A 24505-nucleotide genomic window follows, 5' to 3' on the forward strand; every position below is an offset into this window, starting at 1 on the left:
TGTGGGGGAGACATGATAATGGCCACATTAGCCCAGCGCGACATCATCGAAAGCCGATCCATCGTCGCGCACGCCATAGCTGACTGAATATCACCCCGGTTTCGGCAGGAATATGCGCTGTCCCCTCAGCGATCATTTGACGCGCGCGCTTCGACGCCATAGGCGACCACCAGTTTCAACCCACGGGGTGTCCTGGCGCTGTCAGGGCTGAGAGGCGGATCGGGCGCAGGGGGCGTCCAGTCGGCAAACCCGCGAACCTGATCCGGCTCACACCGGCGGAGGAATAGGGATATGCGTTTTTACGCCATTACATCGCCTGCCATTTCGATTGCGCTGCTGCTGGGGACCGGCATCGCCCATGCCGATGACAGCATCGTCGTTACCGCACGTGGTCGCGAGGAGGCCGAAATCCGGGTGCCGGACACGATCGCCGTCTATGGTCCCGCCGCCATCGCTGCGCGCCGCCTGGCCACGATCGATGATTTCATCGCCGCGACGCCGGGCATCTTCATCATCAATGATCAGGACCCTGGCACCAACCTTATTTCCGTCCGTGGCATATCCACCAACCGCAGCCAGTCGCCTTCCATCGCCTATATCGTCGATGGGCTGGCGTTGGCCGATTCGGAATTCTTCACCCTGCGCCCCTATGATCTGGCGCGGGTCGAGATTTTGAAGGGACCGCAGGGCGCATTGTTCGGCCGTTCAGCGTCGGGCGGTGCGATCGCCATGACGACCAACGATCCCGGCCCGGACTGGGGCGGTGAGGCAGCGGTCGGCATCGGCAATGGCCTGACCTGGACCGCCGATGGCGTGGTCAATGCCCCGGTGTCGGATCAGGTGCAGCTTCGCCTGTCCGGTTCCTACCGCAACAGCGACGGCTTCATCCGCAACAGCTTCCTCGACAAGAAGGTCGATGGCAGCATCAGCCGCAATCTGCGCCTGAAGGCCAAGGTCGCGCTCAATGAAACCGCCACCTTCCGCTTCCGACTGGGCTGGGCCAATGAGGAAGGCGGCGCGGCCTATATCTCGTCGGGCAACGTCACGGGCCTTTATGGCGGGCGACTGTCGGGCGCGGCACTGACCAACCCGTTCGGCGACTTTGAAGGCCGGGCATCGCGGACCTGGTGGGGCGCGCAGGCCAGCTATGAGCAGGAAGCGGGCGACGCGCTGCTCTTCACATGGACTGGCGGCTATGACGATTATCACAAGGATTTCGTTGAGGAACTGGATTTCCGCAACGACAAGCCGCTGATCTTCTTTGGCGTGCCTGCCTTTCCAGATGGTATTCAACCCATCGCACAACCCGTTGATATCAAGGCATGGACCAGCGAAACCCGGCTGACGTCGCGCGGCGACGGGCCGCTGCGCTGGCATGTCGGCCTGTTCTACCAGCGGCTGGAGCGCGACCGCACCGATGATTTCGGCCCGCTGCTGTTCGGTGGCGAAGCGTTCCGCGCCGAAACCCGATCCAGCCAGATCGGGATTTTCGGGCAGGCCAGCTACGACCTGACGCCCCAGGTCGAAGCGACCCTCGCGCTGCGCTATGATCGCGACCAGCGCAAGGAAGATACGGTCGGCACCGCCAGCGGCACGACCATAGCCCAGCGCGCCCGGACGTTCGAGAAATGGCAACCCAAATTGTCCCTCGCCTGGCGCCCGACCGATCATCTGACCGCCTATGTCACCGGCGCGATCGGCTTCAAGGCGGGCGGCTTCAACCCCCTGCCCGGCCCGGCCGACGTATGGCAGGCGGTGTTCCCGGCAGAAACCACCCGGTCGATCGAGGCGGGGGTCAAGGGCGAGAGCACGGATGGTCGCATCCGCCTGTCGCTGGCCGGGTTCGTCACTGACTATGACAATTTCCAGAACACCGTATTCCTGGGCAATTCGGTCGTACTCTCGGTGCCGCAGGTCGATGTCCACGGCATCGAGGCATCAGCGCAGGCGGCGCTGGGCGCGGGCTTCAGCCTGGATGGCGGACTGGCCTGGACCCACAGCCGCACCGGCACCTATTTCACCCCCAACCCCACACCAGAACCCGGCGAACCCGCCATCCTCGACATGAGCGGCCAGCGGACCCCCAACGCGCCGGACTGGACCGTCAATGGCGGCCTAGGCTGGCACGGCGCGGCTGGTCCGGCAACGGTAGATGTCCGGCTCAGTGTCGCCTATGTGTCCCGCGTCGATTTTGAGATCGACAATATCCTCCATTCGCCCGGCTACACCTCAGTCGACGGGCGGATCGGCGTCAGCCATGGCGCATGGACCTTCGACCTTTGGGCGAAGAATCTGCTCGATAAACGTTGGGCAATCTCGGCGTTCGGACAGCAGCAATTGCCGCTGTTGCTCGGCCTTGGTCCCAATGGCCCGTTCGACAGTTTCACCATCAATACAGGCCGCCAGTTCGGCGCCAGCGCATCGGTGCGCTTCTGACAAAGGACATAGCGATGGGCTTTTGCGATGAGATCTGGGCGGACGTCGCCCCGCTGCGACAGGCGATCCTGGTCCATCCCTTCCTGACCGCGCTGGCGGACGGCACACTGCCGCGCGACAGTTTCCAGCATTATATCGTACAGGACAGCCTCTACCTCGCCGAATATGCCCGCGTGCTGGCGATCGCCGCAGCCCGTGCGCCCAGCCCTGCCGGGCGGCTGGAATTTTCCGATGGGGCCAAGGTCGCGGTGCAGGTGGAGGAAGGTCTGCATCAGGCCTTCTTCGCACAGTTCGGCGTCACAGCGGCCATGGCACAGGCCGCCGAACCGACCCCGGCCTGCCTTGGCTATACCAGCTATCTGGCCAGTCTCGCGGCGACCCGCAGCTATGAGGAACTGATCGCAGGCATCCTGCCCTGCTTCTGGGTCTATTGGGAGGTCGGCTGCGCCATCAAGCCGCGCGCCACCAGCCCTAACCCCTATGCGCCATGGATCGACACCTATGCCGATCCCGGCTTTGGCGAAGCGACCGATCGCGTCCGCGCGCTGGTGGACGAAGCCGCCGCCGCCACGACCCCGGCCTTGCGCGAAGCCATGATCCGCGCCTTCCGCAACGCAACCCGTTATGAATGGATGTTCTGGGACTCCGCCTGGCGGCTTGAACGCTGGCCGGTCTGATGCGCGCAAATCGGCGGCTATCCTTGCAACTACGGCGGATGGGGAGACGCCGACGTCCCGATAGCATCGATATATTTATACGCACATAATAGCCGCAACGCCACTGCGATATGGCTGTAAACCGCCATGAACCTGTAGTAATACGCATATATTATGCTATCTTCCGTTCCAGAGACGCCTAATCCGATGGATGGCGCAACAGGAGGGATGAATGGCTTTTACCCAACCCGCGCTCGATCTGCTGCCGTGCCATCCCATATTGATTGGCGATCGCCGGGCCGAAGCTGGCGGCGGCGCGATCCACGACCATATCTATCCCGCCACCGGCCAGGTCACGCGCAGCCTGCAACTGGGCAATGCGGATGATGTCGATGCGGCGGTAAAGGCAGCCAGAGCGGCGCAGCCGGGCTGGCGCGCGCTGGCAGGGGACAAACGGCGCGACCTGATGTTCAAGGCAGCGTCCCTCTTCGAACAGGCGATGATGGAACTGGCGACGCTCAGCGTCATCGAAAATGGTTCGATCATCCGCGCAGCGCCCTTCGTCGCGATGGATGCGGCACAGAAGTTCCGCTATTTTGGCGGCTGGGCCGACAAGATTCAGGGGCGCACCGTCCCGACCTGGGGCGGCCCTGCCCATGATTATGTCGCCTATGAACCCTATGGCGTGGTCGGCGCGATCGTGCCGTGGAATGGGCCGCTCTTCGCCGCCACGATGGTGCTGGCCCCGGCACTGGCGGCGGGCAATTGCATCGTCCTCAAGGCACCCGAACTTGCCCCCTGGGCGGTCATGCGGCTGGGTGAATTGCTGCTGGAGGCGGGCTTTCCCGCTGGAGTCATCAATGTCGTCGCCGGTGGCGCGGATGTCGGCGCGGCGATGGTCGCCCATCCCGGCATCGACAAAATCCAGTTCGTCGGCAGCGGCGCTACCGCCAAGACCGTGCTACGCAACGCGGCTGAAACGCTCAAGCCCTGCGGCCTCGAACTGGGCGGCAAGTCGGCGGTGATCGTCTTTGCCGACGCTGATCTTCAGGAAGCGGCCCGGCGTGGCCTGTCCGGCGGGGTAAGCGCCAACGGTCAGGGCTGCGTCAATGGCACGCGCCTGCTGGTCCAGCGGCCGATCTACGAACAATATCTCCAGATGCTGGGTGCAATGGCGGCGCATGTCCCCGTCGGCGACCCGTTCGACAAAACAGTGGCGCTCGGTCCGGTCATCTCCCAGCCTGCCCTGCATCGCATCACGGGAATCGTGGACGCGGCCAAGGCCGAAGGCGCGCGTGTCGTTGCCGGGGGGGCGCGGCTGGAGGGTGATCATGCCGATGGCTATTTCCTGCCTCTAACGATCCTGGCCGATATCAACCCGAACGACCCTGTCGCCCGCGAAGAGATATTCGGTCCGGTTCTGACGGTCACGCCCTTCGATAGCGAGGAGGAGGCGATCGCGATCGCCAATGACAGCGATTTCGGGCTGGGTGGCTATATTCACACGCAAAATCTGCGCCGCGCCCATCATGTCGCAAGCCAGCTGGACGCCGGCCAGATTCAGGTCAATGCGTCCGGCGAAGCCATGACCCCCTGCGTCCCGTTCGGCGGGATGAAGCAAAGCGGCTATGGCCGTCTGGGCGGAGAAGCGGGTCTGCATGAATTTCTGCGGATCAAGAATGTTTACGTCAATCTGACGCCCCCGGCGGTGGCATGATGACGCTGCTCGATCCGCAGCAGCGCACGGCACGCGGCCTGGCCTTGCAGGCACAGATACTTGATTTGCGAGCGCCGGAAGCGGCGACGCTCTACGACCAGTCATGGCGCGATTTCGTCTTTGCCGAAGTCTGGTCGCGCGACGCCCTCGACCGCCGCTCACGCTATCTGATCGCGCTGGCGAGCGCCGCCAATACCGGCCATCGCGTTATGGCGACAGCTTATGCGCGCGGGGCGCTCAAAAATGGCGATCTGACACTGGCCGAACTGCGCGAGGCCGCAACCCATGCCGCCATCTATTGCGGCTGGAGCGCGGGGGCACTGTTTGATGAAGCGGTCAGCATCGCTGCCGACGCACTGGGCCTGCCCCCCGCCGACGTGCCGCCAATCCGGGCCGAACCATGGCGGCATGATGCGCGGATGGCTGACGGCATGGCTGCCTTTATCGACGTCATGACCTTTGGCGGTCCACCTGCGAAAACCGCCTATTTCGAGGCCGGGATCAATGGCTATGTCTTTGGCGAAATATGGAACCGGCCTGGCCTGGACCAGCGCGCGCGTCGCTGGATCACATTGGTCGGGGTCTGCGATTCAGCTGCCTATACGCCGATCCACACCCATATCTACGCCGCAATGAAGAGCGGCAATACGACCCAAAGCGAGATGTTCGAATTCGTCCTGCAATATGCGATCCATGCTGGCTGGCCCAAGGCATCGGTCGCGCAGGGCGCGGTGATTGAACAAGGCGCGCAGGTCGCCAAGGGGCTGGCCTTTGGCGCAAAGGAGACAGACGCATGACCCCAGCATCCATGGTGGACAAGGTGGCGCTGGTCACCGGTGCAGCTTCCGGCCTCGGCCGGGCAACAGCGATCGCGCTGGCCCGCGTCGGTGCCAGCGTCTGCATCGTCGACGTCAATGCGCAGGGGCTGGCCGACACCGCCGGAGAGATGGCGGCGAACGGCGGGGTGGCCCATATCCATGCGACCGACCTGTCGCAGCCCGACAATTGCGCCGCGACCGTCGCCGCGACGCTGAGCGCCTTCGGTCGGCTCGATGCGTTGTGCAATGTCGCGGGTGTCATCAAGTTCGCGCACACGCCGGACATGGCCGCGCGCGACTATATGCTGACGATGGCGGTCAACCTTCACGCCCCCTTCTACCTGTGCCAGGCGGCCATCCCGCACCTGCTGGAACAGGATGGCGCGATCGTCAACGTGACGTCGTCGGCCGCCTTCGTCGGCGAAGCCTATCTTGCCGCCTACTGCGCCAGCAAGGCGGGGCTGACCCATATGACCAAGGCGCTGGCGATGGAATATATGCACCAGCCGATCCGCATCAACGCGGTCGCGCCGGGCGGCATGATGACCGGCATCGTCACCGGCTTGACCATGCCGGACAATATCGACCCATCGCTGATCGCCCGTTTTTCCGGCCTGCGCGGCCTGGTCGAGGTGGACGAGGTCGCCCAGACGATCGCCTGGCTCGCCTCGCCCGCGGCGCAGGGCTTCCATGGTGCCTGCATCAACATCGACCGTGGCATCACCGCAGGGTGAAACGGGGAGGATAGCGGAATGACGATCGGTTTCATTGGTCTGGGCAGTCAGGGCGGCCCGATGGCGCAGCGCCTGATCGAGGCGGACCATCCGGTGATGCTATGGGCGCGTCGCCCCGACAGCCTGGCCCCCTATCGCGATAGCGGTGCAACCTTTGCCGACAGCGTAACCGCGCTGGGCGCGGCGTGCACCATCGTCGCGGTCTGCGTGGTGGATGATGCCGGGGTAGAGGCGATCTGTGCCGATCTGATCCCGGCCATGGCGTCCGGCGGAATTATCATCATCCATTCGACCATCCATCCCCGCACCTGCACTGGCCTTGCCGATCAGGCCGCTGCGCGCGGGATCAGTCTGGTCGATGCACCCGTCAGCGGTGGCGGCGGCGGCGCGGCAGCCGGAACGCTGACCGTGATGCTGGGCGGCGATGCCGATGTCGTGTCGAAGGTCACGCCCCTGTTGCGCGCCTTTGCCGGGACGATCGTTCATCTGGGCGATGTCGGTGCCGGACAAAATGCCAAGCTCATCAACAATGCGCTGATGGCTGCCCATATGGCGCTGGCCCACAATGCGCTGGCGGCGGCAGACGCCATCGGCGTCGATCGCGCGGCGCTCGCCGAACTGGTGAAGGTCAGCAGCGGACGAAGCTTCGGCTTTGACGTCTATGCCCGCCAGCCGAGCGTTGGTGGCTTCGCTCATGGCGCCAAATTGCTCGCCAAGGATGTCGGGCTGCTCGGCGAGGTGATGGGCGACGCGCCGTCCTTTGCCGTGCTGCGCGACACCGCCCGCCCCTATCTCGATCTGGTCGCGCACAGCGCCGCCGCCTGACCCTTTATTCGCAGGAGCCTTTATGTCCTTTTCCATCGACCAGTTCCGTCTGGACGGCAAAGTCGCCATCGTCACCGGCGCGGGCGGACGCGGTAACAGCATCGGTCGCGCCTATGCGACAGGCCTCGCCACCGCGGGTGCCGCCGTCGTTGTCGCCGACATCAATCTGGCAGGCGCACAGACTGTCGCTGACGAAATCATTGCGGCGGGTGGCCGGGCCATTGCCGTCGGGGTCGATATCACCCAGGACGATCAGGTTGCAGCCATGGCGGCGGCTGCGCAGGATGCCTTTGGCGGCGTCGATATATTGGTCAACAACGCCGCGCTGATGCTGGAACTGGGGCAGTTGAACCTCGCCGACGTGCCGTTCGATCAATGGGACAAGATCATGGCCGTCAACGTAACCGGCGCGCTGCGTTGTGCGCAGGCGGTCATCCCGTCCATGCGGGCGCGCGGCGGCGGGCGGATCATCAATCAGGTGTCGGGCGGCGCCTTCCCCGCCGTGTCCATCTATGGCGTCAGCAAGCTGGCGCTGACTGGCCTCACCACCACCATGGCCAAGCAGTTGGGCCGGGACGGCATCACCGCCAACGCGATCGCGCCGGGCAATGTCACCAGCGAAGCGGGCGCGAAGCTGGTGCCCGAAGGCTCCCCTTTCGCACAATATCTGGCGATGAGCGTCTGCACTCGCGCCAGTGGCGCGCCGGACGAACTGGTCGGCGCGTTGCTATTGCTCTGTTCGCAGGCCGGTGCCTGGATCACCGGGCAGACGCTGCATGTCGATGGCGGCTGGGTGCTGCGCCCCTAACTGCCGCCGGTCATCAGCGTACCGCCAATGTACCAGGATCGCGGCCAACCCGCGCGCAATCATCGGCGCCCTCGCTGGCAATCTCTACGTTCGCGCCCTGCGACTGAAGTGCGCGGGCGATGGCCAGGCCGATGCCCCGCGTCGATCCGGTGGCCAGCGCGACTTTGCCGGTGAGGTCGAACAGGCTCAATGCTTGTCCTCTGGCTTATCCTCCGGCAGCGGCTGGCCATTATGGAGATAGGCGGGTGCCTCGATCAGGATGAAGGCGATGCGGTCCCATGCGGCGATGGTGCGCAAGGGCGCCGACATCGCCTTTGTCGTGCGCGAGGCGTTCGGCAAGGGATGTTTCCTGCGCGATTGCGCGGGCAATCCGATCGAATTTGTCGAGGAAGAGGCCGCCTGAAAAATAGGATTTCGGGCGCTTAACTTCGCATATTTCCCGGTAAATGCGACATTATGGTGCGTCGCAGAGACATTTTGTGTCGCGAAACTTTGCTAAGTTCGCCCACATCGTCGATGGTGAATTCTGGCGTGATGGGACCAACAGCAGCCGCGCAATGTGCTGCCGGGGATAGTGAGCGGACGATGGGAAGGAGCCATTGCCGAGCCTAGCAGAATCGGGGCGTGTAGGACAGGATGAGGGATATGATGGCTATTCCGCCGCCCCAAAAGATGCAACTGCCCGCAATTCTGCGAAGGGATGCGGGCAGACAGGGGATATTGCGCTGTGTAAGGAAGCGCCATGACACAGACGAACCCGCTGCTCGATTCCGGCCTTCACCCGCGCTTTGGCGACATCCGGCCCGACCATATCCTGCCCGCCGTTGAGACGGCCATTGCGCAGCATCGCACGGCGATGCGCCGCTGTGCCGAGGCGCAGGGATATGACGCCATCTTTCTTGCGAAGGACCGCGCCGACGCCGAACTTTCGCGGGTGTGGCAGACCGTTTCGCATCTGGTCGGGGTTGCCAATACGCCGGAATTGCGCGCGGCGCATGGCGAGGTCCAGCCGATGATCGACAGCTATTTTGCCGAAGTCGGGCAGGATCGCGCGCTCTACGATGCGCTGGTCGCCATTCCGCGCGACGGGCTGGGCGAGGCGGAGGCGCGCGCGCTGGCGCTGACCTTGCAGGGGTTTGAGCTGTCGGGCGTCGGGCTGGATGGCGCGGAGCGGGAAGCCTTTGCCGCCAACAGTGTTGCCCAGGGGCGGCTGGCGACCGAATTTGCCAATGCCGTCATGGACGCGACCGAAGCCTGGACGCTGCATGTGACCGACCCCGCAAGGCTGGCAGGTGTGCCTGAGAGTGACCGGGGTGCCATGGCCCGCGCGGCAGAGGCGAAGGGTCTGGATGGCTGGCTGATCGATCTACATGCACCGTCGGTGCGGGCGATTACCGGCTTTGCCGACGATCGCGATCTGCGGCGCACGGTTTATGAAGCCTATGGCACGCGCGCGTCGGACCAGGGGCCTCATGCCGGTCAGTTCGACAATAGCGACCGGATCACCCAATTGCTGGCGCTGCGGCAGGCGGCGGCCGGGCTGTTGGGCTATGCCGATCCCGTCGCTTTGTCGCTGTCCACCAAAATGGCGCGCGATGGCGAGGAGGTCGATACGTTTCTGGTCGATCTGGCCCGGCGGGCGCGCCCGCACGCCGAGCGGGAGCTGGCCGAGCTGGCCGAATTTGCGCAAGCGCAGCTGGGTATCGATACGCTGGAGCCATGGGATATCGCCCATGCGACCGAGCGGATGCGGCGCGCGGTCCATGCCCTGGACGAGGCGGAAATCCGCGCGCATCTGCCGCTGACGCGCATATTGGAAGGCCTGTTCGCGCTGGTGACCGAGCTTTACGGGGTGGATATTCGCCCCGCCGACGGCGCGCCGGTATGGCATGAGGATGTGCGCTATTTTACCGTGCATGACGCTGATGGGGCGCCGGTGGCTGCGCTCTATTGCGATCTGTTCGCCCGTGCGGGCAAACGTGGCGGGGCGTGGATGGATGTGTGCCGCCCACGCCTGCGCGAGGCTGACGCCGTGCAAATACCGATCGCCTATCTGGTGTGCAATTTCGCCGGCGGCAGCGCGGGTCGTCCCGCGCACCTGACCCATCAGGAAATGGTGACGCTGTTCCATGAAATGGGGCATTGCCTGCATCATCTGCTGACGCAGGTGGATGTGCCATCGGTTGGCGGCATATCGGGCGTCGAATGGGATGCGGTGGAATTGCCCAGCCAGTTCATGGAAAATTTCGCCTGGGAACCTGCCATGTTGCGGCGCGTGTCCGCGCATGAGGAGAGCGGGCAGCCGCTGGATGAGGCGATGATCGGGCGGATGCTGGCCGCGCGACGGTTCATGGGCGCTGTGGCGCTGCTGCGTCAGGTGGAATTTGCGCTGTTCGACCTGCGCCTGCACCAGTCGGCGGCACAGAAGGATGGTCCTTCGGTGCAGCAGATTGTTGCGGCGGTGCGGCAGGATGTGGCCGTGATCCAACCCCCGGCATGGCATCGTTTTTCGCACAGTTTCAGCCATATTTTCGCAGGCGGCTATGCGGCGGGCTATTATAGCTATTTGTGGGCCGAGCGCCTGTCCGCCGATGCATTCGAAGCCTTTGCCGAGGAGAAGGCGGATCGTGCGGCATTGGGCGGGCGGTTCCGCGACCATGTGCTGGCGCGGGGCGGATCGCGCCCGGCGATCGACAATTTCATCGCTTTCCGGGGGCGTCAGCCGGATTCCGCCGCGCTGCTGCGCGCGCTAGGGCTGGCGGCCTGATTCTAGTGACCCGAATCTGAAGTTCGTCACCTTATTTGGCAGGCGTTGAACGAACTTCAGATTCATAAGGGTCACTAGCAAATATTTGATTCTAGTGGATTTTACGATTTTGACATTTGCAGACCCATCCCAGCCGCCAGGGGATGCAAATGTCAAAATCAATCCACTAGCGGGCGGATACCGCCTGAAAGCTGGCCCGCATCCGCGCGGGATCGGCCTTTCGACCGGTAAAATGCTCGAAGGCTCCGGCTGCCTGGAAGATCGTCATGCCGCTGCCGTCAAGGACGCGGCAACCGGCGGCGCGGGCTTCGGCCAGCAACTGGGTTTCGAGCGGGAAATAGACGATGTCGGTTACCCACAGGCGGGGATCGAGACAGGCCTGTGGCACGGCGCTGCCGGGATAGCCGACCATGCCGAGCGGCGTCGCGTTGACGATGCCGTCGGCGCTGCCGATCGCCTGCGCCAGATCATCGCCCACCATCGCCCGACCCGTGCCGTAAATCGCGTTGAGCGAGGCGCACAGCGTCTGCGCGCGATCCCTGTTGGGATCAAACAGCACCAGCTTTCCCGTACCCATGCCCATCAAGGCGTGCGCCGTCGCGGCCCCTGCCCCGCCGGACCCCATCTGCACAACCTGATCCAGGGCGGCACCCGGCAGGCCAGTGCGCAGATTTTCCGCAAAGCCGAAAATATCGCTATTATATCCGTAGCGGCGGCCATTGCGGAAGGCGACGGTATTGACCGCGCCGATCTGCGCCGCCTGTTCCGACAGTTCGTCCAGATGGGCGATGACCGCCTGCTTATAGGGGTGGGTGACGTTGACGCCGGCAAAACCGCATAGTTGCAACGCCGCCAGCATCCTGTCGAGATCCGCCTCCCCCAGCCCATCGGCGGCGAAATCGAACAGGCGATAGATGAGGTTCACCCCCTGCGCCGCGGCTTCCTGTTCATGCAGCCAGGGCGAGAGCGACCGCCCGATATCGCGACCGATCAAACCTGTCAGAAAGGATGCCATTTGATGAGCCAAGGCTGAAATATCCCGTGAAGAAAATCCGCTCCCCGCCGGATGGCGGAGAGCGGGAGGGGGAGAGTTAGAAGTTGAACTTCGCGCCGACATAGAAGGAGCGACCGACCATGTCGTAGGTGCCTGCATCCGTGCCACTCTGCGAACTGGCGACGAAGGGAATAGCCTTGTCGAACAGGTTGGTGATGCCGCCCCGCAGCTGGAAATTCTCCGTAATGTCGACGGTGGAGAAGATGTCGAACAGGTTATAGGGCTTGACCCCGACCTGTTCGGCCGCCGGTGTGGTGATGGCGCTGATGTCGCGCAGCTTGCCCTGATAACGCCAGCGCAGGCCGACCCCGAACACGTCCGAGCTGTAGCCCACCGTCGTGAGCGCTTTCCATTTGGGCAGCGGGCGGCCCGGCGTGCTGGTGCCGACGAAATCCTGCACCGCCGAACCCGGCAGGGTCTGGACCTTGTAATGGTTGAGCCAGCCGATCGCCGACGAGGCGTAGATTTTGCCGGAGCCGTTGCCGATGCCCGCATCGGCAAGCTTGAGCGACCAGTTGACCTGCACATCGACACCATCGGTATCGAGCGCGCCCAGGTTCAGATAGGGCTGGGCGATGGCAACCAGCTGGCCGGTCGGATCGCGCTGGATCAGCTGGCAGAATTCATTGCTGTTGGAATAGCTGCTGTTCGATCCATCGAGATTATAGCATTTCGCCAGCACCGTCAGGCCGTTGATGGTCGAAATGACGTTGCGGATCTTGATGTTGTAATAATCGACCGAGAAGGAGAAGCCCGACAGCCAGGGCGACGAGAATTTGGGATTATAGACGAAGCCGACGTTGAAGGTATTGGCCTTTTCCGGGGTCAGGCCGCTATTGCCCTGGATATTGCCGCCGGTTGCGGTCGTGGCGAACTGATAGGCGTCGATCGCGGCCAGCGGGATGCCCTGGGCCAGACAAAGCCCCCGAACCTGCGCGCCATTGGCACCGGTGCGTGCGGTCGAGCGGGTATCGCAGGGATCGCCGATCGCGACCGGCGGGGTGCCGATGGCGAGTTGTGACCCGGTAACCGGCGAGAACAGTTCACCGATATTGGGCGCGCGGACCGCGCGCTGATAGCTGCCACGGATCAGCAGCGATTCCACCGGCTGCCAGCGTCCGTCAAATTCAAAGCTCTTGACGCTGCCGGTCGGGTTATAATCGGAATAGCGGAAGGCTGCGCCAACGCCCAGTTCGTGGAAGAACGGGGTTTCCGACAGCAAGGGAATGTCGATCTGCGCCGCAAACTCCTTGACGCTGATCTGGCCACGGGCGGCAGCCGAACCGACGACGGCCTCGACATTGTTGGACACAAGATCCGCGCTGGGATTGAAGGCGTAGCTGTTCTTGCGATAGCCCGCCAGCAGCGCGAGCTGGACTGGCCCGGCAGGCAGGTTGAACAGCGGGCCGTTCACCTGACCCTGCACCTGCGTCTGGGTCAGCCGTTCGGTGCTGTTGATCGTGCTGGTCATATAATCCTGGCACGCCTGCGACAGGCTGGTCGCATTGGTGATGCCGAAGGGGTTGAACCCGCCAGCGCAGATCGACGCGCCGCCATCGGGCGCATTGAGCAAGGTCTGGACCCGCGATTTCAGCACCGCGTTGAACATCGACTGGTTGTGGACAGTCTCATCATAGGAGGCGAAGGCGTCGAACTTCCATGATCCGGCCAGCGTGCCTTTCAGGCCGCCCAGATATTGCTGGACGCGATAATTTTCATCCCACCCCTTGTCGCCGATGCCGACATAGCGCGCGCTCCAGCGGAAGGGCGCAGCCGCATTGGTGCGCGAGGCCAGCAGCGTGCGCAGGTCGGACGGGATGAAGGGATTGGTGACCGGGATCGTCGTGAAGGGCGCGAACTGGGTGAGGCTGCCGCCGCTTTCGGTCGTCACGGTGGAATCGACATAGAGGAACTGGCCATAGGCGGTCAGCGCGTCGGTGATGTCGAATTCGCCCTTGGCAAAGGCGGACTTGCGCTCGAAGGCGTTGAGGATCTGAAGCTGAGGTCCCACCGGCATACGGACATTGCCGCCGATTACGGCATAGGCGCCCGTGGTTGGCCCCTGATAGTTGATCGCCCCGGTCTGGGTAAACAGCGAGCCATTATTGTTGAAGCCAAGGTTGAGCGTGCGGTTGATCGGGCTGGTCACGCCATATTGGGCGAACACGCCCGCCAGTGCCGCCTGGCTGGGCAGGTTGAGCGCGTCGGGAACGAACGTGCCGGTGCCGATGAAGGAGGAAGGGACGCGGTCGGCGAAGAAGGGGCGCTGCGAGCCGGACAGCGGATCACGCTTGGCATAGCTGAGCGCGAGCATCAAACGGCCACGATCGTCCGCAAATTTGGTGCCCAGCGCGAGCGAGGCGTTGAACTTGCCATAGTCGCCCCGGAACGAGTCGCCCTGCTGGATGTCGGCGCGGACGCCGTCAAAATAGCGGTCGGTCTTGAAATTCACGACGCCGGACATGGCGTCCGATCCATAGATGGCGGACGCGCCACCGGTGATGACATCGACCGATCCGATGATCGATTCAGGCAGGATGTTGATGTCGACATTGCCGTTAATGTCCGACAGCGGCAGGCGGCGACCGTCGAGCAGCACGAGATTGCGGTTCGACCCCAGCCCACGCAGGTTGAGCGTGGCGCGCCCGCCCGCCCCCTGACCGCCAGTGCCAGCATTGCCGGACGGGGTGAAGCCGGGCAGCTGGTTGAGCGAATCTTCCAGCGTGATCTGGCCGCTCTGTTGCACCAGTTCATCGGAGACGGTCACGATCGGGCTGACGGCGACATTATTCGGCCGCGCGATCAGCGATCCGGTGACGACGATATCGGCGGTGCCGGGCTGTTCAGGTTCCGCAGCGACTGGCGGGGTCGCGTCAGCGGCCGGTGCCTGGGCGATGGCGGGTGCTGCAAAGGCAGCCAGTATCAGGGCCGTCGCCGACCCGCTCAGCCGCAGTCCCGTCAGAAAAGAAATATTCATGCTCATCCTCCCTTATTATAACGAACTATTTAGTCCATTTCAGACCATGCCTCGTCGTGCATGGTGTCGTTCAATGCGTCATTCAGTCCATTTCCACCCGCTTCACATCGCCGACGATGAAGATATAGGCCGCGGCCCCCACCAGCGCGAGCGTGCCGATAAAGGCCAGTGCGCCGTAAAAGGAGCCGGTCTGCCCCACGATCACTCCGACCACGATGGGCGTGACGATGCCGGCCAGATTGGCGCACAGATTGAACACCCCGCCGGTCAGGCCGATATATTGGCGCGGCGCGACATCCGAAATAAGCGTCCAGCCCAGATTGACCATGCCCTGCCCGAAAAAGGCGACCGACATGATGGCGATGACGAGCGTGTTGCTCTGCACGAAATTGGCAAGGATGATGGTCGATGCCAGCAGCAGTCCGACGACGATCGGCAGTTTGCGGCCGATATTGGCCGATCCCGTGCGCCGGATCAGCATGTCCGACACATGGCCGCCCAGCAGCACACCCGCCGATGCGGCGATATAGGGCAATATGGCGAAGGTGCCGGACTTGAGCCAATCCATGCCCCGTTCGGTCGCCAGATAGGTGGGGAACCAGGTCAGGAAAAAGACCAGCGTTGAATTGCCGCAAAATTGGCCGATCGATGCGCCCAATATCTGGCGCTGCGACAGCAATTTTCCGACATTGGCCCAGGAAAAGCGGACAGATTGCGCCGGGGCGGCGTCTGCCAGGCCACCGCCCGCGCGGATATGGTCCAGTTCAGCGCTATTGACGCGATGGCTGTGCTGGGGATCACGATACCAGGCATACATCAGCAGACCAAAGGCCAGACCGATCCCGCCAGCGATGATGAACAGCGCGCGCCAGCCCATGCTGCCGACCACCCAGAAGAGGACGGGGCTGAAGAAGGCGAGGCCAGCATATTGGCCGACGGCATAGACGGCATTGGCGCGGGCGCGCTCCTGCTGCGGGAACCAACTGCTCAGGATGCGGCTGTTGCAGGGGTAGCAGGGCGCTTCGGACATGCCGAGCGCCAGGCGAAAGCCGAACAACATGGTGACGTTGGTGGCGAGGCCGTGGAGAAGCGTGAAGAAGGACCAGAGCATTAGCGATCCCGCATAGGTGATCCGCGTACCCAGCCGATCAAGCAGCAGGCCGCCGGGAATCTGGGACGCCGCATAGGTCCATGAAAAGGCAGAGAAAATAAGGCCCATCATTTCGGGCGAAATCTGCAATTCCTGCGTCAGCGACGGCGCGGCAACGCCCATCACGGCGCGATCCATATAGTTGAGCAGGGTCGCGATGCTGATCAGGCCAAGAACGCCAAAGCGCGCCCTGGTCGGACGAAGGGCCGATGCGATGGTCATGCCGCCATCCGCCGCTGATCGAGCATGACGAGATGCCGCACAGCCAGCGCATAACCGTCCGTGCCGAGGCCCGACACGATGCCGGTCACCACCTGCGTCATGATCGAGCGCGAGCGCCATTCCGCGTCGCGGCGATGGATGTTCGAGATATGCACTTCAACGACCGGGCATTCACACATTTTGAGCGCGTCGAGGATCGGATAAGCGGCATAGGAGAAGGCGGCGGGATTGATGACGATGCCCGCCGATCCAACCCGCGCTTCATGCAGCCAGCCAACCAGATCATGCTCGGCATTGCTCTGGCGGAACCATATATCGAGGCCCGTGCCCTCGACTTCGCGCCGACAGGCCGCCTCGACATCGACCAGCGTATCACGCCCGTAAATCTCCGGCTCCCGCACGCCGAGCAGGTTGAGATTGGGTCCGTTCAGGATGTGAATACAACGCTGGCCCATGGCTGGCCTGTCCTCCCCGATGCGTCGGGATTGCACCCCGATCGTCATGGACCGTTCGTACGCCGACACTTTCATCAGTGCAAGCGAAATGTACGAACTGGTACATACAATGTCAGGGCAAGGCATAAGGCAGCGCGCGAACTGCGATCCGATCGGCCTGATAGGAGCCAAGCCATAGCTGCTGTCCGATCAGAATGGCAGCAGAAACGCCGTTGAACTGCGGATCAGGCGGGCCATAGGCCAGCATCGTCAGTTGATGGGCGACGGGATCGACCTGCGCCACGGCATAGCCGCGATGACAGGTCATGCCATCGGCGACGCCGCCGACAATCCGGCGAACCCCACCACAGGCCGGTTCGTCCCGCATCATCCCCGCCATGATCAGGCGGTCGCCATCCCAATGAATATTGTCCGGCATGAAATCCGGCACGGTCAGCCGCCAGAGCGGAGCGCTGCTGTCATGTCGATCATAGCCCAGCACCTGCCGCAAACCGAAGGCAATGACATAGAAGCCGCTATCGTCGCGCGCCGCCTCAAGACCATTATTGCCCGGTAGTTGCGTTCCCGGCAGCAACTGGAATGCCGTTTCGCCGGGGCGGCGCTGGTAAACGCCGCCTGTCACCCGCCCTTCGACGAAGTCGGTAATGCGCGTTCCCGGCCGGGTCAGGACGGTCGCCAGCACTGTGCCGTCGCTATAGGTCGTGACGCTGTTGGCGGCATGGCCCGGCGGCATCAGCAGACAGCCCTGCCATTGGAGCGCAGGTATCTGCCTTGCGTTGTTAAAATCGACGGAAAAGACTTCGATCGATTCACGTCCGCCATGATTGACCACATGGAGCCTTGCCTTGCCGGGAGCAACGACACGCAGGCTGATGCCCCGCGCGGTGAACAGGGCTGGGTCAGGCGGCTGGTCGCAATCGGGCAAGGCGGGATCGCGGGCGATCTGATCGGCGCGGGCGGTAAACCAGATGCGCGCGGTCCTTTGGCGGGTATCGACCAGTTTCAGCCCTGCCCCTTTGGCAAAGCCGCTGGCGATCAACCAGGGCGTGTCGGGGATATGGGCGAGATCTTCGGGCTTGTCCGCGCCGCAGACGAAAGAGAATTGCGCCGTCGCCGCGCAGGCGGTCGGCGGATCAACCATGCGGATCGGCGTGTCGGGCAGCGTCGTGCAACTGCCCAACAGCATCGCCAGTATCGCGGCCTTGGCAGCGTGCTTCATGTGACGCGATAGACGCGAATGCGCACCGATGGCTTGGGTGCATCATCTGGGGTTGGCCCCAGCGTGCCGATGAAAATCGCCTGATTGAGCCAGGCATGAGGCCCATCGGGTGCCTCGAAACTGGGGACGGTGCGCAGATAGCGTTCCGGTGCGCCCATGACGCGGCTGTTGGTCAGGCCGACATTGCGGACGTGGATCGGCGTGCCATCGTCGGCCCGCATCATATAGTCCGCCTCTATCACGGTCCAGTCATCTGCCCGCTGCAACTGCCAGTCAGCGCCGCCGGACAGCACGGTTCCACGGATGCGCGGCCCGGCAAAATGTCCGCCGGTTATGGGGATGCGGCGACGGGTGCCTAGCGGCGTTCTGCCGACCTCCATCACAGGCTCCAGCGTCACGATCGCTTCATAGACGAACGCCAGTCCCGGCGCTTCGGCTGCGTCTGACACCGCGGCATGGGCGAGAGTCGGGAGCAGCAGCGGCGTTGCCATGCCAAGGCCCAGCACATGCCTACGCGAATAGTGGGTCATGACGCCCTCCCTCAATCGCGAACGCGCGGCCGGTCCAGCGGCGCTGCAGGTGGGGGTGCTGCTGCCGCCTTGAGCAGTGGCAAGGCGGCATGGTGGGGCCAGTCGATCGTTCCACCTAGATCACCCAGCAGGCGCATTTGCGGGTGCTTTTCCCGAAATATCGGCCAATCTGCGCCGGGCTGGCCAGTGCGGGCGAAGGATAATAAGGCCGTCATCATCGCGTCCGACAGGGCGTGATCCTGCGCCGTCCAGTCGCGGGTGACGCGAAAACGGTTGAGACTGTCAAGCGTCCCCAGCCAATAGGGCACGTCACCGGTATGATAGGCACCGACCGTCGCCGGGTCATGGTCCGCAAAGATGACGCCGGGCCGATAGGGATGCACCCGTGTGAAGAAGAAGGGATAGACCGGTGCCTTGCCATAGCGCGCCTGCGCCCTTGCCCAATCGGCCATTTGCGTGCCGACGCTGGCGTCGCGTTGCAGATCGCGGATCGCGCGGCGGGCCGCTTCGTCGGTTTTGGCGGGATAGTGAGCCAGTATTTGCGCCGCCGTTTCGGGGAAGGCTTGACGCACGGCGGCGGTATAATCGGCCACGCTGTTGACTGGTCCCAGCGCGCGGAAACTTTCGTCACGGGTGAAGCCGATCATCGCGGGCACGTCATTCTGCTGGCCAGCCGCAAAGCTGGCCGCTGGCAGGGATTGCACGATCTGCCCGTCCAGCACGACCGGGCGACGCGGGACGGTTGCCGCCACGCTGATGAGGCGGTCTGCTGGAATGTCGCGCATCGCCTCGATCGACGACGCACCGAGCGCCTGTTGCAAAGCGCGTCCTTCCTGTTCCGCCTGCGCCAGCGGGACCGCCGCCATCAGGTCGCCGAAGCTCGATCCGCTCATGCCGACCACGCGATGGAACAGGCCGCGCGCCGCCGGGCTTGATTGCAACAGGGAGATGGACATGGAGCCAGCCGACTGGCCGACCACCGTCACCTTGCCGGGATCGCCGCCGAAACCGGCGATATTGCGTTGAATCCAGCGTAAGGCCGCAATCTGGTCCTTCAGCCCATAATTGCCCGAATGACCCGCGCCCTCGACCGTCAGATCGGGATGGGCGATAAAGCCGAGCGGACCGACCCGATAGGCGATCGCGACATAGACCACGCCCTTGGCCGCGAGCGGCGCGCCGGAATAATTGGCCATCGACGCCGAACCGACATTGAACGCACCGCCATAGATCCAGGCGATGACAGGATAGGGCTTGCCCGCAGGCGCCGGTTCGGATGGCGCCCAGATGTTGAGATAGAGGCAATCCTCGCTGGTCGCTTCTTCACCGAAATAATGGTTGATCGAACGGCCACGCAAGGGCTGGATACATTCCGGGGCAAAGCGATCGGCGTTCCAGACACCGTTCCAGCCTTCATGCGGACGGGGATCGCGCCAGCGCAGATCGCGCACCGGCGGCGCAGCGAATGGTACGCCCAGCCAGGCCCGCACGCCTGATGGCAGAGTGATACCGCCCACCAGCCCAGCGTCGGTCTGGACCGGCGCGCCTGCGGACCGCTCCACCACCTGCGCCAGCGCGCCCTGATCGCCGATCAGCAGCGCCAGCGCCAACGCAGCCGTCCAGTAGCGGCGCATTAGCGGCGATCCTTGAGCCGGGCGTCGAAAAAGCGGAAGGTCAGGTCGAGCGCATGGAGCGATGCCGCGCGGGTCGCGGCTTCGTTCGCGCCGATCCAGCTATGGCCGACCCCGGCGATGACATCGAGCGTGACGGGAACCTGTGCGGCCTTGAGCTTGGCGGCCAGTAGCTGCGACTGCGATACCGGCACGACCCGATCCTCCGTGCCATGGATCAGCAGCATGGGCGGGTCTTTCCGGTCGACATGGGCGGCTGGACTGGCGGCGGCGACACGATCCGCCGGGCAACTTCCTTTCTCACAATCGAGATAGGCATTCTCCGCCTGCGGGATGTTGGACTTGGGCATGGTGGCGAAGTCATAGACGCCGTACCAGCCGACCCCGGCCTGGACACAGTCCGACTGAGCAGCATTGGCCTTGTCCGCGCCGGTGAGTGCCGCGCCGGTGGGCGCCGCGCCACAGTCCAGCGCGGCCAGCGCCGCCAATTGTCCGCCCGCCGAACCACCCCAAACACCAACGCGGCCAGCATCAATGCCATAGGTGGCCGCATTGGCTTTCAGGAAGCGGATGGCGGTGCGGACATCGTCGATCGCGGCGGGGAACGGGGCTTCGCGCGACAGGCGATATTCGAGCGAGGCGACGACATAGCCGCGCGCGGCAAGGTCCGCCAGGACGGCGGGGAAATCAGTGAACGCGCCGGACTGGCGGGTATGGCCGTTCATCCAGCCGCCGCCATGGATATAGATGACGAGCGGTCGTGGCCCGCTGGTGCTGGCCGCGCGATAGAGGTCGAGCGTGATCGGGCGATAGCCGGGGATGGTGGAAAAGACGATGTCGGTGCTGGCGGTGACGCCGCCCGGAAAGGCCACGCGCCGTTCGGGCATAGGATCGCCCAGCGCGGGTTCGGGTGCTGTCGGCGGTGCGGGGGTGGATGGCGGCTGCGCGTGGGCAGCACTTGCGACTGTGCTGAGCAGGGCTGCTGCCACTGCGTTGAAAGTCGGCTTGTGCATCCGCTTCTCCTCACCTGCTATTTTTATGTGCTAACTATTTCGTACATTACTATCCAAAGATGGGCTGCTGCGCAAGGGCGAGCAACCTTCCAACGGGCCTTGCGCCGATCAGGCCCGGCACCAGCTTTCGATAATGTCGATCACCGACATGCGGCGACGGCCCAGCGCCTTGGGCGATGTCATGTCCCGGTCGAAACCAAAGGCAAAGGTGTAGCGGTTCGACACATTGTAGAAGCATAGCGCGCTGATGGTCATATGCAGTTCGACCGGGTCTATGCCCTCGCGGAAATGACGGCTTGCGACCCCCTGGGCCAATATGTCGCGCAGATTGTCGATTACCTTGCGGTTGCGTTCGCGGATGCCCGGTATCTCCCCGACATGCGCGCCGCGCAGAATATTCTCGTTCATGACCAGCCGGACAAATTCGGGATGCTGGATATGATAGTCAAAGGTCGTGGTGATGAGATCGCGCAAGGCCGCATCCGGGGCCAGATGATCGCGCCGGACGGCAGCGTCGACTTCGCGCACGGCGGTATAGGCACGCTCCAGAACCGCGCGATACAGGCCTTCCTTGCCGCCGAAATAATAATAGATCATGCGCTTTGACGAATTGGTGCGTTCGGCGATTTCGTCGATCCGCGCGCCGCTCAGTCCCTTGTCGGCAAATTCGACCGTCGCAACGTCCAATATGTTGCGCCGCGTCTCCTCGGCCTCCGCCGTGCGCGCGCTCGCCCCACCTTCGATTGCCGTCAGGGCCGCCTTACCCACTCCGCCTGTCCTTCTCGTCAAACCGCCATCAAACCGGCATATCGTCCCTGAAACGCGACTGGGCCGCCAGCCTTATTGTCGCATTACCCGCGCCATAGCCATCATAACCACGCCGTTCGACAAATTCGAAGAAGAAACGCTTGGCAAAGGCGCGGCTGTAGAATTGGAAATATTCCTGATCGCCCACCCGGTCATAGAGAATGCCCGACGCCGCCATGCGCGCGACCAGTGATGGGTCCAGACTGAAGCGGGCCGCCAGATCGTCATAATAGTTGGCCGGGATGTCGAGCAGTTCCAGTCCCCGCGCCACCATCGCGTCGCGGGTGGCGAATATGTCGGCGCAGGCGAATGCGATATGCTGAACCCCTGCCCCCATATAATGGTGCAGGAAACGCGACGATAAGGTTTGTGCCGCTGCCGATCCGTTGAGGGTGATGCGAAAGCCGCGATCCGGGGACTCGACCGCCTGGCTATGGACGATGCCCAGCGGATCGGCGATTTCCAGTTGCGGCGTCTTGGTCACGTCGAACAGCGCGAAATAATAGAGCAGCCAGGATAGAAACTCCTCATAGCCCATGGCCTGCGCGATATGGTCGATCCGGTCCAGACCGGCATCGGCATGCGCCGCGTCGGTCACAGGCACAAATTCCTGCGCCCAGACCGCGTCCTGCGTGCCGGTTTCGATGAAATAGATCAGGCTGCCACCCACACCGCGCACCGACGGAATCTGCATCTCGTCGGACGCCACCGCCTGTTCAAAGCGGGCAATCCGCAGCGCACCCGCCCGATCGAGGGCCGATGCAACATCAGTTACCCGCAGGCCCAGCGCGCAGACCGATGCGCCGTGGACGATGTCATGGCTGTGGGCGAAGCCTTCGGTTTCGCAATTGATGACCAGGTTGATCGCCCCCTGCCGCCATCGCGTGACGGCCTTGCGGACATGGCGTCCGACCAGGGTGAAGCCCATCGCTGACAGCATGTCGGCCAGGACAGGTGCTTCGCTTTCGCTGGCGGCGAACTCGATAAATTCTACCCCGTCAATCTTGACGCGCGGGGCAATGGCGGCTGGCCGGGCGGAGATGCGGCGGGCTTCATCCTCCACCATGCGGAGCGAACGATAGCCGTCGAGCGCGACGCCGGAGGATGAACCGGCGCGGAAGCGGTCGTTGAAGATTTCCAACGACAAGGGGCCATCATAGCCAATGTCGAGCAATGCGCGCACATAGTCGGCAATGGGCAAATCGCCCTGCCCCGGCATGTTGCGGAAATGGCGGCTCCAGTAGAGATAGTCCATGTCCAGCGCGGGCGCGTCGGCGACCTGGACGATGAACAGCTTGGCCGGGTCAATTGCAGCAATGCTGTCGATCGGCACCCGGCGCGCCAGCGAATGGAAGCTGTCGAGGATCAGGCCGATCGCGGGATGATCGACGGAACGGACAATCTCCCACGCATCGCGATGGTCGAATATATGGCGACCCCAGGCGAGTGCCTCATAACCGACCCGCAAACCGCGACGGCCTGCGCGGGCACCGAGTTCTGAAAAATCGTCGATGATGCGTTGGCGATCGCCCAGCGCCTGGGGTGAGACGTTGGAGCAGACCAGCACCAGGTCGGTCCCCAGTTCCTGCATGATGTCGAATTTGCGTTCGGCGCGGTCGAAGGTCTTGGCGCGCAAATCGCCGGGCATCCCTTCAAAATCGCGAAATGGCTGAAACAAGGTGCAGACAAGGCCATGGTCGCGGATCATCGCGCCCACCTCGCGCGGCGATCCGGCATAGCCGATCAGGTCATTCTCGAAAATCTCGACACCGTCGAACCCTGCGGCGGCAATGGCCTGCAACTTGGCATCGAGCGTCCCGCTGACGGAAACGGTCGCGATGGACGTCCTCATATGATGGCCCTTCTCTGCATCCTCGCGGACCATGTACCATTTAGTACAATGAGAGAGAAGGGGTAATCATGACCGCTATTGCCGCGATAGCCCATGACAGGGCCATCGCAGCAAGCGACGCGGCTGGATGGGGCCTGCCCCTATGTAGCGATGCGGCGCAATGTCTCGTCCGTTTCAGCGGCGCATTGGGAGATTGTCGCCGTGCCTGACATTCGGCGGCAAGTGTGGGCGCTGGCGCGGCAGATTACAGGCGCACATTGGGTCGAGGCGGAAGGGCTTTAGCGCCAGGCCAACGTCGGCGCGACGGGAGTGAGGCTCCTCTATTTGCCCAAATCATATGTCGTCGAGGACTTGGCGTTGGTTAGCGCTGGGCGCCTCCAGTAAAACCGGGCGTGGTTTTCCTGAAAGGCATAGTCATGACCCAGAAACGGCATATCAAACTCGGCTTCATCCTGCATGGCGTGGCGCGGACATGGAAAACAGCCAGCAGAGCGCTACGCTGCGGATTCTGACCGAGGTGTGGGCGGAAAATCTGACGCTGCCGCAGGTGGCCAAGCGGCTGGCAAGCCCGCGCGGCGCCTTTGTCGGATCGGCCGAAACGGTGGCGGATCGCTTGCAGGACTGGTTCGAGATCGGCGCTGCGGACGGTTTTGTGGTGTTCGAGCCATTGTCGGGACAGCTGGATCTGTTGGTCGACAGGGTGATCCCGATCCTTCAGGCGCGTGGCCTGTTCCGCACCGACTATGAAGGCACGACTTTCCGCGAACATCTGGGCCTGCCGGTGCCGGAAAACCGCTACTCAGCGGGTAAAAGCCGCAAAAGCGCGGCCTGATG

21 protein-coding genes and 1 riboswitch are annotated in these 24505 nt (G+C 63.4%); of the genes, 10 read left to right on the forward strand and 11 right to left on the reverse strand.

All coding sequences use genetic code 11. The features are described from left to right. Positions 1-173: 173 nt before the first annotated feature. Positions 174-301, forward strand: a riboswitch (TPP riboswitch). From ACODSR_RS02050 to ACODSR_RS02080, 7 genes are all read left to right on the forward strand, one after another. Continuing rightward, the gene (locus tag ACODSR_RS02050; RefSeq protein ID WP_489073268.1) at positions 292-2436 is read left to right on the forward strand and encodes a TonB-dependent receptor; all 2145 of its coding nucleotides are present in this window, start codon (positions 292-294) and stop codon (positions 2434-2436) included. Its footprint overlaps the riboswitch before it by 10 nt. A 14-nt stretch (positions 2437-2450) precedes the next feature. Beyond that, positions 2451-3113 carry a thiaminase II gene (tenA, locus tag ACODSR_RS02055; protein ID WP_489073270.1) on the forward strand — a complete coding sequence of 221 codons (663 nt, stop codon included), beginning with the start codon at positions 2451-2453 and terminating at the stop codon, positions 3111-3113. A 211-nt stretch (positions 3114-3324) separates the two neighbouring features. Then, positions 3325-4809 carry an aldehyde dehydrogenase family protein gene (locus tag ACODSR_RS02060; protein ID WP_489073272.1) on the forward strand — a complete coding sequence of 495 codons (1485 nt, stop codon included), beginning with the start codon at positions 3325-3327 and terminating at the stop codon, positions 4807-4809. Then, complete coding sequence (locus ACODSR_RS02065) at positions 4806-5606, forward strand: carboxymuconolactone decarboxylase family protein (protein WP_489073274.1); 801 nt, start codon at positions 4806-4808, stop codon at positions 5604-5606. The genes ACODSR_RS02060 and ACODSR_RS02065 overlap by 4 nt, the downstream gene beginning before the upstream one ends. Continuing rightward, positions 5603-6361, forward strand: coding sequence for an SDR family NAD(P)-dependent oxidoreductase (locus ACODSR_RS02070; RefSeq protein ID WP_489073276.1), 759 nt, complete (start codon positions 5603-5605; stop codon positions 6359-6361). The genes ACODSR_RS02065 and ACODSR_RS02070 overlap by 4 nt, the downstream gene beginning before the upstream one ends. 18 nt (positions 6362-6379) lie before the next feature. Further along, complete coding sequence (locus ACODSR_RS02075) at positions 6380-7186, forward strand: NAD(P)-dependent oxidoreductase (protein ID WP_489073278.1); 807 nt, start codon at positions 6380-6382, stop codon at positions 7184-7186. A 22-nt stretch (positions 7187-7208) separates the two neighbouring features. Next, positions 7209-7994 carry an SDR family oxidoreductase gene (locus ACODSR_RS02080; RefSeq protein WP_489073280.1) on the forward strand — a complete coding sequence of 262 codons (786 nt, stop codon included), beginning with the start codon at positions 7209-7211 and terminating at the stop codon, positions 7992-7994. A gap of 13 nt (positions 7995-8007) precedes the next feature. Here ACODSR_RS02080 and ACODSR_RS02085 read toward each other — a convergent pair whose 3' ends face one another. Then, positions 8008-8184, reverse strand: coding sequence for an SDR family NAD(P)-dependent oxidoreductase (locus tag ACODSR_RS02085; protein ID WP_489073282.1), 177 nt, complete (start codon positions 8182-8184; stop codon positions 8008-8010). Positions 8185-8736: 552 nt separating this feature from the next. On the opposite strand from ACODSR_RS02085, the gene ACODSR_RS02090 reads away from it, so the two are divergent. After that, a complete protein-coding gene (locus ACODSR_RS02090) occupies positions 8737-10761 on the forward strand; it encodes a M3 family metallopeptidase (protein WP_489073284.1) in 2025 nt (674 codons plus the stop codon). A gap of 166 nt (positions 10762-10927) precedes the next feature. Here ACODSR_RS02090 and ACODSR_RS02095 read toward each other — a convergent pair whose 3' ends face one another. The 10 genes from ACODSR_RS02095 to ACODSR_RS02140 form a co-directional block, all read right to left on the reverse strand. Next, the gene (locus ACODSR_RS02095; RefSeq protein WP_489073286.1) at positions 10928-11776 is read right to left on the reverse strand and encodes a shikimate dehydrogenase; all 849 of its coding nucleotides are present in this window, start codon (positions 11774-11776) and stop codon (positions 10928-10930) included. 76 nt (positions 11777-11852) lie between these two features. Continuing rightward, positions 11853-14792, reverse strand: coding sequence for a TonB-dependent receptor domain-containing protein (locus ACODSR_RS02100; protein WP_489073288.1), 2940 nt, complete (start codon positions 14790-14792; stop codon positions 11853-11855). Between the two features lie 82 nt (positions 14793-14874). Beyond that, on the reverse strand, positions 14875-16164 hold the full coding sequence (locus tag ACODSR_RS02105; RefSeq protein ID WP_489073290.1) for an MFS transporter: 1290 nt from the start codon (positions 16162-16164) through the stop codon (positions 14875-14877). Further along, positions 16161-16619: a type II 3-dehydroquinate dehydratase gene (locus tag ACODSR_RS02110; RefSeq protein WP_489073292.1), complete on the reverse strand. Its 459-nt coding sequence runs from the start codon at positions 16617-16619 to the stop codon at positions 16161-16163. Before ACODSR_RS02110 ends, ACODSR_RS02105 begins: the two co-directional genes overlap by 4 nt. Positions 16620-16731: 112 nt before the next feature. Beyond that, positions 16732-17838 (reverse strand): hypothetical protein, encoded by a 1107-nt coding sequence (locus ACODSR_RS02115; protein WP_489073294.1) that lies wholly within the window; start codon positions 17836-17838, stop codon positions 16732-16734. After that, positions 17835-18368, reverse strand: coding sequence for a DUF3237 domain-containing protein (locus tag ACODSR_RS02120; RefSeq protein ID WP_489073296.1), 534 nt, complete (start codon positions 18366-18368; stop codon positions 17835-17837). Before ACODSR_RS02120 ends, ACODSR_RS02115 begins: the two co-directional genes overlap by 4 nt. An 11-nt stretch (positions 18369-18379) precedes the next feature. Beyond that, positions 18380-20002 carry a carboxylesterase/lipase family protein gene (locus ACODSR_RS02125; RefSeq protein ID WP_489073298.1) on the reverse strand — a complete coding sequence of 541 codons (1623 nt, stop codon included), beginning with the start codon at positions 20000-20002 and terminating at the stop codon, positions 18380-18382. Next, positions 20002-21012 carry an alpha/beta hydrolase fold domain-containing protein gene (locus ACODSR_RS02130; RefSeq protein ID WP_489073299.1) on the reverse strand — a complete coding sequence of 337 codons (1011 nt, stop codon included), beginning with the start codon at positions 21010-21012 and terminating at the stop codon, positions 20002-20004. The genes ACODSR_RS02125 and ACODSR_RS02130 overlap by 1 nt, the downstream gene beginning before the upstream one ends. Positions 21013-21120: 108 nt before the next feature. Continuing rightward, positions 21121-21780 carry a TetR/AcrR family transcriptional regulator gene (locus ACODSR_RS02135; protein WP_489073301.1) on the reverse strand — a complete coding sequence of 220 codons (660 nt, stop codon included), beginning with the start codon at positions 21778-21780 and terminating at the stop codon, positions 21121-21123. 28 nt (positions 21781-21808) lie between these two features. Next, on the reverse strand, positions 21809-23671 hold the full coding sequence (locus ACODSR_RS02140) for a bifunctional sugar phosphate isomerase/epimerase/4-hydroxyphenylpyruvate dioxygenase family protein (protein ID WP_489073303.1): 1863 nt from the start codon (positions 23669-23671) through the stop codon (positions 21809-21811). A 93-nt stretch (positions 23672-23764) separates the two neighbouring features. Between ACODSR_RS02140 and ACODSR_RS02145 the strand changes: the two genes are divergently transcribed. Together ACODSR_RS02145 and ACODSR_RS02150 are read left to right on the forward strand one after the other, a co-directional pair. After that, the gene (locus ACODSR_RS02145) at positions 23765-23953 is read left to right on the forward strand and encodes a hypothetical protein (protein ID WP_489073666.1); all 189 of its coding nucleotides are present in this window, start codon (positions 23765-23767) and stop codon (positions 23951-23953) included. Positions 23954-24143: 190 nt separating this feature from the next. Beyond that, positions 24144-24503 (forward strand): hypothetical protein, encoded by a 360-nt coding sequence (locus ACODSR_RS02150; RefSeq protein ID WP_489073305.1) that lies wholly within the window; start codon positions 24144-24146, stop codon positions 24501-24503. Positions 24504-24505: the final 2 nt, after the last annotated feature.

This window comes from Sphingobium sp. FG125 (genome assembly GCF_057809795.1).

What these genes read in the sequence shown, in the direction of transcription:
- ACODSR_RS02050 (WP_489073268.1), top strand. Translation starts at nt 292, where the DNA reads ATGCGTTTTTACGCCATTACATCGCCTGCCATTTCGATTGCGCTGCTG.
- tenA (WP_489073270.1), top strand. Translation starts at nt 2,451, where the DNA reads ATGGGCTTTTGCGATGAGATCTGGGCGGACGTCGCCCCGCTGCGACAG.
- ACODSR_RS02060 (WP_489073272.1), top strand. Translation starts at nt 3,325, where the DNA reads ATGGCTTTTACCCAACCCGCGCTCGATCTGCTGCCGTGCCATCCCATA.
- ACODSR_RS02065 (WP_489073274.1), top strand. Translation starts at nt 4,806, where the DNA reads ATGATGACGCTGCTCGATCCGCAGCAGCGCACGGCACGCGGCCTGGCC.
- ACODSR_RS02070 (WP_489073276.1), top strand. Translation starts at nt 5,603, where the DNA reads ATGACCCCAGCATCCATGGTGGACAAGGTGGCGCTGGTCACCGGTGCA.
- ACODSR_RS02075 (WP_489073278.1), top strand. Translation starts at nt 6,380, where the DNA reads ATGACGATCGGTTTCATTGGTCTGGGCAGTCAGGGCGGCCCGATGGCG.
- ACODSR_RS02080 (WP_489073280.1), top strand. Translation starts at nt 7,209, where the DNA reads ATGTCCTTTTCCATCGACCAGTTCCGTCTGGACGGCAAAGTCGCCATC.
- ACODSR_RS02090 (WP_489073284.1), top strand. Translation starts at nt 8,737, where the DNA reads ATGACACAGACGAACCCGCTGCTCGATTCCGGCCTTCACCCGCGCTTT.
- ACODSR_RS02095 (WP_489073286.1), bottom strand. Translation starts at nt 11,776, where the DNA reads ATGGCATCCTTTCTGACAGGTTTGATCGGTCGCGATATCGGGCGGTCG.
- ACODSR_RS02100 (WP_489073288.1), bottom strand. Translation starts at nt 14,792, where the DNA reads ATGAATATTTCTTTTCTGACGGGACTGCGGCTGAGCGGGTCGGCGACG.
- ACODSR_RS02105 (WP_489073290.1), bottom strand. Translation starts at nt 16,164, where the DNA reads ATGACCATCGCATCGGCCCTTCGTCCGACCAGGGCGCGCTTTGGCGTT.
- ACODSR_RS02110 (WP_489073292.1), bottom strand. Translation starts at nt 16,619, where the DNA reads ATGGGCCAGCGTTGTATTCACATCCTGAACGGACCCAATCTCAACCTG.
- ACODSR_RS02115 (WP_489073294.1), bottom strand. Translation starts at nt 17,838, where the DNA reads ATGAAGCACGCTGCCAAGGCCGCGATACTGGCGATGCTGTTGGGCAGT.
- ACODSR_RS02120 (WP_489073296.1), bottom strand. Translation starts at nt 18,368, where the DNA reads ATGACCCACTATTCGCGTAGGCATGTGCTGGGCCTTGGCATGGCAACG.
- ACODSR_RS02125 (WP_489073298.1), bottom strand. Translation starts at nt 20,002, where the DNA reads ATGCGCCGCTACTGGACGGCTGCGTTGGCGCTGGCGCTGCTGATCGGC.
- ACODSR_RS02130 (WP_489073299.1), bottom strand. Translation starts at nt 21,012, where the DNA reads ATGCACAAGCCGACTTTCAACGCAGTGGCAGCAGCCCTGCTCAGCACA.
- ACODSR_RS02140 (WP_489073303.1), bottom strand. Translation starts at nt 23,671, where the DNA reads ATGAGGACGTCCATCGCGACCGTTTCCGTCAGCGGGACGCTCGATGCC.
- ACODSR_RS02145 (WP_489073666.1), top strand. Translation starts at nt 23,765, where the DNA reads ATGACAGGGCCATCGCAGCAAGCGACGCGGCTGGATGGGGCCTGCCCC.
- ACODSR_RS02150 (WP_489073305.1), top strand. Translation starts at nt 24,144, where the DNA reads ATGGAAAACAGCCAGCAGAGCGCTACGCTGCGGATTCTGACCGAGGTG.